Annotated in this window: 11 protein-coding genes; 6 read left to right on the forward strand and 5 right to left on the reverse strand. The window is 62.6% G+C overall.

The window, feature by feature from the left end:
* Positions 1-39 precede the first annotated feature (39 nt).
* Entirely contained in the window at positions 40-1,374 is a 1,335-nt protein-coding gene (gene glnT, locus ACMCNM_RS18320) for a type III glutamate--ammonia ligase (RefSeq protein ID WP_027595362.1), read from the reverse strand.
* A gap of 272 nt (positions 1,375-1,646) precedes the next feature.
* Here glnT and ACMCNM_RS18325 point away from each other — a divergent pair, with 272 nt between their 5' ends.
* Together ACMCNM_RS18325 and ACMCNM_RS18330 are read left to right on the forward strand one after the other, a co-directional pair.
* Positions 1,647-2,240, forward strand: coding sequence for a helix-turn-helix domain-containing protein (locus ACMCNM_RS18325; RefSeq protein ID WP_027595361.1), 594 nt, complete (start codon positions 1,647-1,649; stop codon positions 2,238-2,240).
* Positions 2,241-2,534: 294 nt separating this feature from the next.
* A complete protein-coding gene (locus tag ACMCNM_RS18330; RefSeq protein ID WP_412765099.1) occupies positions 2,535-3,464 on the forward strand; it encodes a DMT family transporter in 930 nt (309 codons plus the stop codon).
* Positions 3,465-3,490: 26 nt separating this feature from the next.
* On the opposite strand, the gene ACMCNM_RS18335 is transcribed toward ACMCNM_RS18330, so the two are convergent.
* Complete coding sequence (locus tag ACMCNM_RS18335) at positions 3,491-4,201, reverse strand: NUDIX hydrolase (protein ID WP_412765100.1); 711 nt, start codon at positions 4,199-4,201, stop codon at positions 3,491-3,493.
* A gap of 138 nt (positions 4,202-4,339) precedes the next feature.
* Here ACMCNM_RS18335 and ACMCNM_RS18340 point away from each other — a divergent pair, with 138 nt between their 5' ends.
* A complete protein-coding gene (locus ACMCNM_RS18340; protein WP_412765101.1) occupies positions 4,340-4,990 on the forward strand; it encodes an isochorismatase family protein in 651 nt (216 codons plus the stop codon).
* Positions 4,987-6,186 (forward strand): nicotinate phosphoribosyltransferase, encoded by a 1,200-nt coding sequence (gene pncB, locus ACMCNM_RS18345; protein WP_099429045.1) that lies wholly within the window; start codon positions 4,987-4,989, stop codon positions 6,184-6,186. The genes ACMCNM_RS18340 and pncB overlap by 4 nt, the downstream gene beginning before the upstream one ends.
* A 24-nt stretch (positions 6,187-6,210) precedes the next feature.
* On the opposite strand, the gene ACMCNM_RS18350 is transcribed toward pncB, so the two are convergent.
* The gene (locus tag ACMCNM_RS18350; protein ID WP_412765102.1) at positions 6,211-7,098 is read right to left on the reverse strand and encodes a LysR family transcriptional regulator; all 888 of its coding nucleotides are present in this window, start codon (positions 7,096-7,098) and stop codon (positions 6,211-6,213) included.
* Positions 7,099-7,210: 112 nt separating this feature from the next.
* Here ACMCNM_RS18350 and ACMCNM_RS18355 point away from each other — a divergent pair, with 112 nt between their 5' ends.
* The gene (locus tag ACMCNM_RS18355; protein WP_027595355.1) at positions 7,211-8,272 is read left to right on the forward strand and encodes a YeiH family protein; all 1,062 of its coding nucleotides are present in this window, start codon (positions 7,211-7,213) and stop codon (positions 8,270-8,272) included.
* A gap of 50 nt (positions 8,273-8,322) precedes the next feature.
* Positions 8,323-9,696: a nucleotide 5'-monophosphate nucleosidase PpnN gene (gene ppnN / locus ACMCNM_RS18360; protein ID WP_085274328.1), complete on the forward strand. Its 1,374-nt coding sequence runs from the start codon at positions 8,323-8,325 to the stop codon at positions 9,694-9,696.
* A gap of 340 nt (positions 9,697-10,036) precedes the next feature.
* Here ppnN and ACMCNM_RS18365 read toward each other — a convergent pair whose 3' ends face one another.
* Positions 10,037-11,197 carry a GGDEF domain-containing protein gene (locus ACMCNM_RS18365; protein WP_186682578.1) on the reverse strand — a complete coding sequence of 387 codons (1,161 nt, stop codon included), beginning with the start codon at positions 11,195-11,197 and terminating at the stop codon, positions 10,037-10,039.
* 84 nt (positions 11,198-11,281) lie between these two features.
* Positions 11,282-12,595: a CDP-diacylglycerol--serine O-phosphatidyltransferase gene (pssA, locus tag ACMCNM_RS18370; RefSeq protein ID WP_412765936.1), complete on the reverse strand. Its 1,314-nt coding sequence runs from the start codon at positions 12,593-12,595 to the stop codon at positions 11,282-11,284.
* Positions 12,596-12,765 lie beyond the last annotated feature (170 nt).

Here is a 12,765-nt window from a genome sequence, read left to right on the forward strand (position 1 = left end):
CGACCGCTGTTTTGAGGGCCGCCCAAGGGATGGGGGCGGTCAGAAAAACTCGGTGTAACGCTGGATTTCCCAGTCGGAAACGTGGCGGCAGTACTCCACCCACTCCATGCGCTTGAGCTTGATGAACTCGTCGACGATTTCGGCGCCGAGCACCTCGCGGAACAGGGGGTCGGCCTCGAGCGCGTCGGCGGCTTCCTTGAGCGATTGCGGCAGGGTCTTGATACCGCGTGCGGCGATTTCTTCGAGGCTCAGGGTGTAGAGGTTCTCGTTGCACATCTCGCCTGGGTCGAGCTGGCGGTCGATACCATCCAGGCCAGCCGCGATGATCGCGGCAGTGACCAGGTACGGGTTGCAGCCCGCATCCGGCAAGCGGAACTCAAGGCGCCCGTAGGGGATGCGGACCATTGCCGAGCGGTTGTTGGCGCCCCAGGCAACGAAGGCTGGGGCCCAGGTCGAGCCGGACAACGAGCGGCCAACCACCAAGCGTTTGTAGGAGTTGACGGTTGGCGCCGCGAAGGCACACAGCGCCGGGCCGTGGGCCATCAGGCCAGCGGCGAAGTGGTACGCCAGCTTCGACAGGCCCATGCCGCTGCTGTCGCTGGCGTCATGGAACAGATTCTTGTTGGTGCTGCTGGCCAGCGACAGGTGAAAGTGCATGCCATTACCCGCGCGCTTGGGGTCGGGCTTGGGCATGAACGAGCAGATCATCCCCAGGTCGTTGGCGATTTCGCCGGCCGCCATGCGGAAGAACGTGAAGCGGTCGGCCGACTCCATGGCGTCGCTGTAGGTGTAGTTGATCTCGAACTGGCCGTTGGCGTCTTCGTGGTCGATCTGGTAGATGTCGAAGCCCACGGGCTGCAAGGCTTCGGTCAGGCGCTCCAGAAACAGCCGCGACCGCGACAGGCCCTTGTAGTCGTAGCATGGCTTGTCGAGGTTGTCGGAGGCATCCACCAATTGCAGCTTGCCGCCTTCGTCACGGCGGAACAGGCTGAACTCGGGCTCCAGCCCGGTGTTCAGCGTCCAGCCCTTGTCGGCCAAGCGCTGCACCTGTTGCTGCAACACGTAACGGCTGTCATAAGGCCAGGGCTGGCCGTTGACATGGCCGACGCACACCACCCGGCCATAGCCGGGCTGCCAGGGGACCGGGATCAACGTGGCCAGGTCGCCCCGGGCCATGAAGTCCGGGCCGTGTGGCTCCATGCCCATGCCGCAGATGGCGAACCCGGCAAAACCGGCGCCCTCCTCGGCCACCATCTTGAGGCCCGAGACCGGCACCGATTTGGTCTTTGCCGAGCCATGGATGTCGACAAACTGCGCCAGCACATACTTGATGCCGTGCTGATCGAGGGTGCGCTGGGTTTCTGCTGGCAACATGGGTTGAACACTCCTGGGTAAGGGGTCGCTTGTAATTCCGCATGGGAAACTTACTTTCATCACAGGAATGCAAAGCGCTTGCCAGGTTTACCTCCACCGGCCTTTTCGCGGCGGTTCGGCGCGAAGAGGCCAGCCGCCATTACCCAGGAAATTCCGTTGTAGATATGGGAAACTTGTTTTCACCTGAGGAAAACGACTGCCACCGCAGCAGCATTTCGCACTTTCTCAGTGCGAAATCTTTATTCTTGAACTGAAACCGTGCAGGACATTAGATGCCGACCGAAACCCAACCGCGCCTTCGCCTGGAGCAGTACCTGGGCTTGCAGATCAAGCGCCAGCGCCAGGCCCAGTCCCTCAAACTCGCCGATGTGGCGCGCATCGCCGGTATCAGCCAAGGGATGCTTAGCAAAATCGAGAACGCCCAGGTGTCCACCAGCCTCGATACCCTCAGCCGCCTGTGCGATGTGCTGGGTATGCCGATGGCCAAGCTGTTCAGCCAGTACGACCAACCTGACGGCAATGCACTGCTGGTGAAGGCCGGTGAAGGGCTGGAGGTGGTGCGCCGGGGCACAGAAAAGGGCCACACCTATCATTTGCTCAATCACGCCAGGGGCCCGAAGAAGCACTTCGAGGCCTACATGGTAAGCATGGATGACGCCAGCGAAGAGTTCCCGACCTTCGCCCACCCAGGCACGGAATTCCTGCATTTGCTGGAGGGTGAACTGGTGTACCGCCACGGCAACCAGCTCTATCACATGCACGCGGGTGACAGCCTGACCTTTGATGGCGAAACCCCGCACGGGCCGGAGCAGCTCGTGCAGGTGCCCATCCGCCTGCTGTCGATCATGAACTACGGCGAAGAGTAAGGCGGCGCGGCGCGACAACGATCAATGTCGCGATCAGACAACCAGACGTCGCCCGCGACCGGCCTTGCAACCCTGTATACAAAAATAATACACACATCAGCCAGCCCCGCGCCGTGGGCTGGCAGACGCGGTAATTGCGAGTAAACAGCCTCGCTTCACAATTCCAACGCTGTGGCGCCTTTTTGCACCGGGCAATTCGTCCGGGCTCATAACGATAAAACTCCCAGTTTTGAAAACCCGCGACGCGTCGGCCGGGAGTGCTTGCGCGCGCACATTGTGAAGCATTTGACTGCCATGATCGCTACCTCCCTCCCCGTAGCCGGTGCCTCCACCGGCCACCGCAACGCGCTGCTCGTTGCCCACATCGCCGCCGTCCTGTTCGGCCTGACCGGCATCCTGGGCCACTTGATCGAAGCCGACGCCAGCATTATCACCTTCGGCCGCGCCACCTTTGCCTTCATTGCCCTGGGCTTCGTCGCCGGGCTCAAGGGCACCCGGCTGCTCGACGCCCTGACCTTGCGCAACCTGCCAATCCTCGGCCTGACCGGCGCGCTGCTGGCTGCCCACTGGGTGACCTTCTTCATTGCCGTCAAGGTCGGTGGGGTGGCCGTGGCGACCCTGGGCTTTGCCAGCTTCCCCGCCTTTATCGCCATGATCGAGCGCGGTGTGTTCGGCCAACGCATTGGCGCCACCCAAGGTTTGTTATTGCTGATGGTGACGGCAGGCCTGGTGCTGGTCGTGCCCACCTTCGACCTGCTCGACAAAGGCACTGTCGGCCTGCTGTGGGGTTTGGGGTCTGGCCTTGCCTTCGCCTTGCTGACGGTCGCCAACCGCCGCCGCGCATCGAGCATGAACGCGATGCAAGTGGCGTTCTGGCAGAACGTGGTCGTGGCCGCGCTGGTGGCACCGTTCGCCTTCACTCACTTGGGCAGCACCAGCCTAGGCGGCCATGACTGGCTCAACCTGGCGCTGCTGGGCGTGTTCTGCACCGGGCTGTCGCAGTTCCTGTTCGTCAAGAGCCTGGAAGGCCTTGAAGCGCGTACCGCCGGCATGATCATCGCGCTGGAGCCGGTGTATGCGATTCTTGGGGCGTGGTGGTTGTTTGGCGAGCAACCGAGTATGCGCATGGCGGCGGGGGCGGCGTTGATCGTGCTGGCGACGCTGCTGGCTGCGGCGCGCAAGGCGCCGGCGGAGCACGGTGATACCAGCCGCTGCGCGCACTAGCTCCAGCGACAGTAGCCTGCCCGCAGTTAAGACAGCCCGCCTTCCGGCAACAAACTGCGGTCAAACATGAACGGCCGCTCCCCCTGCGGCGTGTACTGATACAACTGCTGCGGCCTACCCAGCTTAGGCTGGTTCTTCTCCCCGGTATCCCTCACCCACCCCAGCTCGCGCAAGCGCTCCAGGCGTTTGCGCAGCGAGGTGTTGTTCACCGCCTGCCCCAGGCACGCCTGCACCGCCCCCAAGGCATCGAGCACGGTGAACTTCTCGGCCAGCAGGTACAGCGGCAAGCTGCTATACACAGTCTTCGCCGCCAGCCGTTCGCGGGCGCGCTCCACCAGCAAGTTGTGGTCGAAGGGCAAGAGCACCTTGCGCCCCAGCACGCTGTCCATATCGACAAACGCCAGCTGCTCACCTTCAACGGTCTGCCCTGGGTCGAGCAAGGCCAGGTAGTAGGTGCTCAGCGACCAGCCACGCGGGTCACGGAACGCATTGCCTTCGGTACCCACCTGTTCCATGTAGCACGGCACCACCCGGGCCTTCTCCCGCAAAGCGCGGTCGGCCGCGCCTTCCAGGCTGGTGTCGGGGATACGGCCGTTGACGATCACACCCGGCAATGCCCACTGGCCGGCGTGCGGTTCGCGCTCACGGCGGTGCAACAACACTTGCAGATGTTGGGCTTCAGGGGCCATGCGTAAGGCGACGATATCGACGCTGGCCAAGACTTCAGTGCTACTCAAGGGAACGCTCCACGCTTCAGTAACTCCATAATCCACCAGAGCAGTTAAGTAGCACAAGAGGCTTTATTTCAATGGCTAGTGCTTGACACACTTAATACACCAGGTGGAATATATAACCATGCCAGCGAGGAGAGCACCATGAAGATCGCCAGTTTCGATGTCGACGCGCAAAACGGCTTCACCGCCAACGCCCCGCAGGAGCTACCCGTGCCCGAGGGTGATGAAATCGCCGCCGACCTCAACGCCATGGCCCTGCGTGCAGACCTGCGCCTGGGCAGCAAGGACGCTCACCCGGCCAATGCAGCCTGGGTGGTTGCCGACCCGGCCCAGATGCTGCAACCGCTGCCGCTGGCCAATGCCGACCTGACCTGGGTCAGCCACTGCGTGCCAGGCACACCCGGCTTCGAACTGCTGCCTGGCCTGCCCGCCCCCATCGATTACGACTACTTCGTGTGGAAAGGCGTCGAATCCGACCTGCACCCCTATGGCGCCTGCTACCACGACCTGGCCGAACGCCGCTCCACCGGGGTGATCGAATACCTCAAGGTGCAGCAGGTGGGCGCCGTGATCGTCGGCGGCCTGGCCCTGGACTACTGCGTCAAGACCACCGCCCACCAGCTGCGCCGGGCCGGGTTCCAGGTGTTGCTGTACCTGCCGGCTTGCCGCGCCCTCACCCAGGCCGGCGCCATCGCAGCCTGCGGCGCATTGGCCGCCGAGGGTGTCATCCTCTGCGGCGACGAAGCCGCGCTCGACTACCAACTCTCGCTGATCAAGGAAGACCGCCCATGAGTGACAGCGTTTTCGGCCCGCGCATCATCCAGAACCTGCTGGACACCGACTTCTACAAGATCACCATGATGCAGGCGGTGCTGCACAACTACCCCAACGCCGAGGTGGAATGGGAATTCCGCTGCCGTAACGGTGAGGACCTCTCCCCTTACCTGGCAGAAATCCGCTACCAGGTCGAGCAACTGGCCGATGTCACCGTCACCCACGACCAATTGGCCTACCTCGAAAAAATCCCTTTCATCAAACCGGACTTCATCCGCTTTCTGAGCCTGTTCCGTTTCAACCTGCGCTACGTGCAGGTCGGCCTGGACGACGCCGGGCAGCTGGCAATCCGCGTGCGCGGGCCGTGGCTGCACGTGATCCTCTACGAGATCCCGCTGCTGGCAATCATCAGCGAAGTGCGCAACCGCTACCGCTATCGGGAAGTGGTGATGGAGCACGTGGGCGAGCGGCTGTACCAGAAGCTTGACTGGCTCAAGGCCGAAGCGAGTGCCGATGAGCTGGCAGGCTTTCAACTGGCCGATTTCGGCACCCGACGGCGCTTCTCGTACCGGGTCCAGGAGCAGGTCGTGCACATTCTCAAGCGCGACTTCCCTGGCCGCCTGGTCGGCACCAGCAACGTGCACCTGGCCCGCGAATTGGAACTCAAGCCCATCGGCACCATGGCCCACGAATGGTTCATGGCCCACCAACAACTGGGCCCGCGCCTGGTCGACAGCCAGGCCGCTGCACTTGAATGCTGGGTACGGGAATACCGCGGGCTACTGGGCATCGCCTTGACCGATTGCATCACCATGGATGCGTTCATGGGGGATTTCGACTTGTACTTCGCCAAGCTGTTCGATGGCCTGCGCCACGACTCGGGCGACCCGCTGGCATGGGCAGAAAAGGCCATTGCCCACTATGAAAAACTGGGGATCGACCCGCGAAGCAAAACGCTGATCTTCTCGGATGGGCTGGATTTCGCCAAGGCGCTTGGCCTGTACCGCGCACTGCATGAGCGGATTAACGTGAGCTTTGGCATCGGCACCAACCTCACCTGCGATATCCCAGGGGTGGAGCCAATGAACATCGTGATCAAGATGACGGCGTGCAATGGGGCGCCGGTGGCGAAGATTTCCGACAGCCCGGGCAAGACCCAATGCCGGGACGAGAACTTCGTGGCGTATCTCAAGCACGTGTTCAAGGTGGGTTGATACCGCCGGGAGAGGCCAGCTTCGCTAACCGTCTTTGGGCTCGCCCACACACAACTCCATAAACCGCGCCGCCGCCCGCGACGGCGTGGCGGCATGGGGCATCAAGATGGAAAAGCGCCTGACCAACGGCTGCGGCGTAATGCGCAGCCGCCGCAACACGCCATCCTCATGGCGAATCGACATGGCCGACACAAAGCCAATCCCCATACCTGCCCGCACCGCTTCCTTTACCCCTTCCACACCGGCGATTTCCATCGCGACGCGCATTGCCACGCCACTGCGGGCAAACGCCCGCTCGACAATTTGCCTCACCCCTGAGCCACTCTCGCGCAGCACCAGTGGGTAGACCCCCAAGGATTCCAAGGTCTGCGCCTCGTCACCGGCCAACGGATGAGAACTGGGCACGATCGCGACGATCTCATCCTCACGCCACGGCGTGACCCCGGTGCCCAACGGCAACTCCTGCCCGGGAGGCCCTTCGATCAAGGCGATATCGACACTGCCCAGCGCGGCGACAATTTCAGCCGTGTTGCCATTGGAGGTGCTCACCGACACGTCCGGGTAGCGTGCATGGAAGTCGGCGATGAGGTACGGCAGCAGGTAGCTGGCCGGCGTGGTACTGGCGCCGATGCGCAAGGTGCCGCGCTCCAGGCCGCGCATGGCCTCGCGCAGGGCTTGGGCCTGGCGGAAGGTATCGCGCAGGCGCTCGGCATGGGCCAGCAACTGCTCACCTGCAGCCGTGAGGCGAACGCCGCGCCCCGCGCGTTGGTAAAGGGGCTCACCGAAAGCCTCCTGCAGCAACTTGAGCTGCCCGGACACGGCGGGCTGCGACAGGTGCAATGCCTGGGCCGCGTGGCTGATGTTGCCATGCTCGGCGACGGTGGCGAATGTTATCAGCTGTTCTGGGGTCATGAATTCAAAATATCAGCTAAACGGATACTTCACATCCTAAATTACGATTTTTTATAAGCTTATAACCAGATTAACGTAGGCCTTGTCGAAATACTTTTCCCGGAGGACTCACATGGCCACGGTTCCATCCCACCCCGCCTACGCGCCTACCCTCTCTACCCGAGGGCGGCTCAATGGCATTTTGTTCGTGGCGCTGTTCGCGCTTGCCGTCACCCAACTGGCAGCCTTGCCCGCCATCGCCAACCTGGGCATCAGCCCGCTGATCGTCGGTATCGTTGCCGGTGCCCTGTACGGCAACGCGCTGCGCGATGGCGTGCCGGCGAGCTGGGCAGCGGGCATCAACTTCTCGGCCCGCGGGCTGCTGCGCATCGCCGTGGCCTTTTTCGGCCTACGGGTCAGCCTGCAGGAAATCGCCGAAGTCGGCTGGTCGGGCCTGACGGTTTCGCTGCTGGTGGTGGTCAGCACCCTGCTGATCGGGCTCTGGTGCGGCATGAAGCTGCTCAAGCTGGACCGCGACACCGCGCTGCTCACTGCGGCAGGCAGTGCCATTTGCGGCGCCGCTGCAGTACTTGCGTTCGAGTCGGCGCTGCGCAGCGCCCCGCACAAGAGTGCCATGGCCGTTGGCAGCGTGGTGCTGTTCGGCACCCTGTCGATGTTCCTTTACCCCTTGGCGATCAATGCCGGATGGCTGCACCTGGATACCCTGGGCGCGGGCCTTTTTCTGGGCGGCACAATCCATGAAGTGGCCCAGGTGGTAGGTGCAGCCAGCAACGTCAGCCCCGAGGCGACGCACATTGCCACCATCGTCAAGATGACCCGGGTGATGCTGCTGGTGCCGGTGCTGCTGGTGGTAGGCCTGTGGATCAGCCGCTCCCGCCAGCCGGGCCAGGCGCAAGGCAACGGCCGCATCGCCATGCCCTGGTTCGCTTTCGGCTTCCTGGCGCTGGTGCTGGTGAACTCGCTGCAGGTGCTGCCTGGCAGTGTGACCCAGGCGATCAATAGCCTCGACACCTTTGCCCTGACCATGGCCATGACGGCGCTAGGGATGGAGACACGCTTCAGCCAGATCCGCCAGGCAGGGCCACGGGCGCTGCTGACCGGGGCGATACTGAACCTTTGGCTGGTGGGGGGCGGGCTGGCGATTACGCTGGGTGTGCAAAAGCTCTTCGCATGACTTATGGTGTTGTCTAAGAAGGATGTTTTACCTGCACAGGAAAGACTTAGATGCCCCAACGCCATGTCATAAATGCATCCGTCAGCCCCAAAGGCAGCCTGGAGACGCTGTCGCAACGTGAAGTCCAGCAACTGAGCGAAGTCGGTACCGGTAGCCTCTACACCCTGTTCCGCCAGTGCGCGCTGGCCATCCTCAACACCGGCGCGCATGTCGACAATGCCAAAACCATTCTCGAGGCCTACAAGGACTTCGAGGTGCGTATCCACCAGCAAGATCGGGGCGTACGCCTTGAGCTGCTGAATGCCCCCGCCGATGCCTTCGTCGATGGCGAAATGATCGCCAGCACCCGTGAAATGCTGTTCAGCGCCCTGCGCGACATCGTCTATACCGAAAGCGAGCTGGCCAGCCAGCGCATTGACCTGGAAAGCTCTCAGGGCATCACCGATTACGTGTTCCACCTGCTGCGCAACGCCCGCACCCTGCGCCCAGGCGTGGAGCCGAAGATGGTGGTGTGCTGGGGCGGCCACTCGATCAGCAGCGAAGAATACCAATACACCAAAAAGGTCGGCCACGAACTGGGCCTGCGCAAGCTGGACGTCTGCACCGGCTGCGGCCCTGGGGTAATGAAAGGCCCGATGAAAGGCGCCACCATCGCCCACGCCAAGCAGCGTATGCACGGCAGCCGTTACCTGGGCTTGACCGAGCCGGGCATCATCGCCGCCGAAGCGCCCAACCCGATCGTCAACGAACTGGTGATCTTGCCGGACATCGAGAAGCGCCTCGAGGCCTTCGTCCGTGTCGGCCACGGCATCATCATCTTCCCGGGCGGCGCCGGTACTGCCGAAGAGTTCCTCTACCTGCTCGGCATCCTCATGCACCCGGACAACCAAGGCCTGCCCTTCCCGGTCGTGCTCACTGGCCCCCGCAGTGCCGAGCAGTTCCTGCTGCAACTGCACGCCTTCGTCGGCGCCACCCTCGGTGAAGCCGCGCAAAGCCACTACCAGATCATCATCGATGACCCGGCCGAAGTCGCGCGCCACATGGTCGAAGGCCTCAAGGAGGTCAAACAGTTCCGCCGTGAACGCAACGACGCCTTCCACTTCAACTGGCTGCTGAAGATCGACGAGGGTTTCCAGCACCCGTTCGACCCGACCCACGCCAACATGGCCGAACTCGCCCTGCGCCGCGAGCTACCGCCCCATGAACTGGCCGCCAACCTGCGCCGAGCGTTTTCCGGCATCGTTGCCGGCAACGTCAAGGACAAAGGCATCCGCCTGATCGAAGAACACGGCCCCTACCAGATCCGCGGCGACAGCGCAGTATTGGAGCCACTGGGGCGATTGTTACAAGCATTCGTCGACCAGCACCGCATGAAGTTGCCGGGTGGTGCCGCCTATGTGCCGTGCTACCAGGTAGTGACCTGAAAGCGGTGATCTAGCGCCGGCTCTTGATCTTGATCTGGCTTTTGACCTTCAGCGACTCAGGAGGCCGAGCGCAGGCCTTGCGAAGGGAGGTGACGGGCAAGGATGCCCGTCAAGCGCTGGGGCCCAGGATGGGCCCTGCAGCGCGGTCCTCCCGGGAGCAAGGCCGTAGCGAGGGGACCCCGAAGCGCAGCGTAGGGGCCGTATGATGGAGCGCAGCCCTTTTTGGTTACTTTTTGGGGCGTTTGCCAAAAAGTGACCCGCCGTAAGGGCGGAAAGGTGACTAAGCGTCGCCCCAATGCTGGATCAACCACCCCCTCAAAACCAACACCCACACCCACGATCAAGAAACCAAACCCTCCCGCTCAACCAGCCGAATACTGTCACGCCCCCCGCGCTTCGACTCATACAACGCCACATCCCCCTGCTCAATCAACGCCGCCAAACTCACCGGCGGCTGATCAAACACATTAGCCCCAATACTCAACGTAACCGCCTGCGGCGTAGGCACCGTCTGCCCAGCAAACTGCTGAAACCGCTCACGCAACTGGCTACCCAGCTCCACCACCCGCTCCCGCGTCGCCTCACTGAGCAGAATCACAAACTCATCCCCCCCAAGCCGCGCCGCCAGCGACCGCTCCGGCAACACCGCACGAATCATCTCGCTCAAGGCGATCAACAGCCGATCCCCCGCAATGTGCCCGTGCAAATCGTTGACCAGCTTGAAGTTGTCGATATCAATCAACAGCAAGGCCCCCGGCCGCGCCGGGCTGACCTCTTTGAAAAAGTGCGGCGCCCGCACTTCCAGCGCCCGCCGGTTGTACAGCGCCGTCAACGGATCGCGCGCCGCCAGCCGGGCGATACGTTCTTCACGGCGATAACGCACCGTCCCCGTCATCGACAGCGCAATCAACATGATCGCCATCGCCCCCTCGACCAGGGAAATCTGAATGATCAGCCCGCCAAAGGTCGCCAGGTCAATCAAGGTGCCCGGCGTGATCGCAATGATCGCCTTCGCCACATAGAACAACCCATGGATCAGCAACACATAGCGCAATTGCACCGCGCCCACGCTCAGCGACCTGCCGTGGGGCTTCAACAAAAAGCTGGCCTTGAGGGTCAACAGCGCCACCAGCAACGAGTTGACCATCAGCATCACCTTCGACCACTCCGGCCCCGCGGGCAGCAGCAGCAAGGCGAACCACATCGGCACCATCAGCAACCAGGTGCGCGACAGGCGGTTCTGGGTAAAGCGCAACACCCCCATCAGGAAAAACGCATGCGCCACCACCAGCAACCCGTTGGCGAACCAGATGCCGATCAACAGCAAGCCAATGCCACGCAACAGGGCCAGGGTGGAGCCGACGGTAATAGTGGCGAAGCCCGCGCTCCAAAACAGGAGTGAAGCCTCGCGAACGCTGCGCCATTCGATCGCCAGGTACAAAGCAGCAGCGGCTGCCAGGGCGATCGTAATCGTCAGCATCGTGGGTGGATCAAGCGCCATAGACGGTTTGGCCTATCTGGTTAACGTGGGAAATGGGCTGATTGTATGCGCTTGCCACACTTTTTCAGAGCCCCTCCCACACCGTTAAAGCACCCGCTTGATCAACGGTTCAAGGCGGCTATAGCGCAACCGCCGCAAGAGCTTGCGCACCTCCTTGGGGTGCTCGGCCTTGACCCCGAGCTCGGCCGCTGAATCGATTTTTCGTGCGTGCCGGCGTATCCCCGTCAATTCCACGTCCCGAGGCACCAACCACTGCCCTGCTGGGTCATCGATAAGCAAGCCATTCTCAAGGTCCAGGTTGAAACCACGCGGGTTGAGGTTGTTACCGGTCAGCAGCGAATAACGCTGGTCGATCCACAACCCCTTGGCATGGAAGGTGTGCCCGGGGTCGTTCCAAATCCGCACTTCGAGCTGGCCATTGGCAAGCGCGGCCTGGCGACGGCGGGCAAAGGCGCGCAGGTTGTCCTCGTACAAGTAGGGCAACGCACCGCTAGCACTGAACGGCTCACCCGGAGCGATATAAAAGTCATTGGCCGTGCGATCGCCGACGATCAGCTCCACGCGCACGCCACGGTCCAGCGCGTGGTCGATTTCGCGCATCAATACCCGAGGCGGATTGAAATAAGGCGTGCTGATGATGATCTGAGTGCGTGCAGCGGCCAGCAGTGCGCAAAGTGCTTTGTTGAGCGGGTTGCCCCGCCCAACGCCAAGCAGCGGGATGACCCGCAAGCCCTGCCCCGCTTCGCCGGCGGGCACCTCATAGACCATGCGCCGCAGCCGCGCGCGCAAGCGCCGGATGTCACCGCGCAAGCTGCGGGTCGCGGGCGGTGCCGGCAAGTCCAGCCGCGGTGTGGCGGTGTGGTGCAGCAAACGTCTAACCAGGTCGACCATGGCATCGGCCAGCGCAGGCGACTGGAACAGGTGATAGCGATCCAGGCGATAGCGGTCGAAACGGTGCAGGTACACGTTGTTGAGGCTGGCACCGGTGTAGATCACACAGTCGTCGATGATGCTGCCTTTCAAGTGCAACACACCAAACAGCTCGCGGGTTTGCACCGGAACGCCATGGATCACCACATCCAGCCCACGCAATTGACGCTGGGCCTGGTACCAGGCCGCATTACCCGGCTGCCGCCCGCCCCCCAGCAGGCCACGGCGGGCACGGAACCAGTCGACCACGACAGTAATTTCCAGGCCTGGCCGCGCGGCCTTGGCCTGGTACAAGGCATCGAGCACTTCCTGCCCGGCCTCGTCTTCCTGCAGGTACAGGGCGACGATGACGATGCGCCGGGTCGCCGCCGCGATGCGCTCGAGCAGGCAGCGACGGTACGCCGCGGCATCGGGCAATACCTGGATCGCCTCAGGCGCGAGGGCGAAACCTGGCAGCGCTGCCAGCATGGATTCGGGGTTCACGTAGGTTCACCTTCTGTCTGCATTCAGGTCCATTCCTGGCCACCAGCCCGGGGTGTAAGATCGACCGGGTAACGACCTATAACAACAAGAATCATGCGAGGCCTGTTTTTCTCACTGCCCCCGACGAATCACGCCTCAGCTTGCACAGGAAGATC

This window comes from Pseudomonas sp. NGC7 (assembly GCF_047159675.1).
In the GTDB taxonomy this organism is placed as follows: domain Bacteria; phylum Pseudomonadota; class Gammaproteobacteria; order Pseudomonadales; family Pseudomonadaceae; genus Aquipseudomonas; species Aquipseudomonas kermanshahensis.

What these genes read in the sequence shown, in the direction of transcription:
- glnT (WP_027595362.1), bottom strand. Translation starts at nt 1,374, where the DNA reads ATGTTGCCAGCAGAAACCCAGCGCACCCTCGATCAGCACGGCATCAAG.
- ACMCNM_RS18325 (WP_027595361.1), top strand. Translation starts at nt 1,647, where the DNA reads ATGCCGACCGAAACCCAACCGCGCCTTCGCCTGGAGCAGTACCTGGGC.
- ACMCNM_RS18330 (WP_412765099.1), top strand. Translation starts at nt 2,535, where the DNA reads ATGATCGCTACCTCCCTCCCCGTAGCCGGTGCCTCCACCGGCCACCGC.
- ACMCNM_RS18340 (WP_412765101.1), top strand. Translation starts at nt 4,340, where the DNA reads ATGAAGATCGCCAGTTTCGATGTCGACGCGCAAAACGGCTTCACCGCC.
- pncB (WP_099429045.1), top strand. Translation starts at nt 4,987, where the DNA reads ATGAGTGACAGCGTTTTCGGCCCGCGCATCATCCAGAACCTGCTGGAC.
- ACMCNM_RS18350 (WP_412765102.1), bottom strand. Translation starts at nt 7,098, where the DNA reads ATGACCCCAGAACAGCTGATAACATTCGCCACCGTCGCCGAGCATGGC.
- ACMCNM_RS18355 (WP_027595355.1), top strand. Translation starts at nt 7,211, where the DNA reads ATGGCCACGGTTCCATCCCACCCCGCCTACGCGCCTACCCTCTCTACC.
- ppnN (WP_085274328.1), top strand. Translation starts at nt 8,323, where the DNA reads ATGCCCCAACGCCATGTCATAAATGCATCCGTCAGCCCCAAAGGCAGC.
- ACMCNM_RS18365 (WP_186682578.1), bottom strand. Translation starts at nt 11,197, where the DNA reads ATGGCGCTTGATCCACCCACGATGCTGACGATTACGATCGCCCTGGCA.
- pssA (WP_412765936.1), bottom strand. Translation starts at nt 12,595, where the DNA reads ATGCTGGCAGCGCTGCCAGGTTTCGCCCTCGCGCCTGAGGCGATCCAG.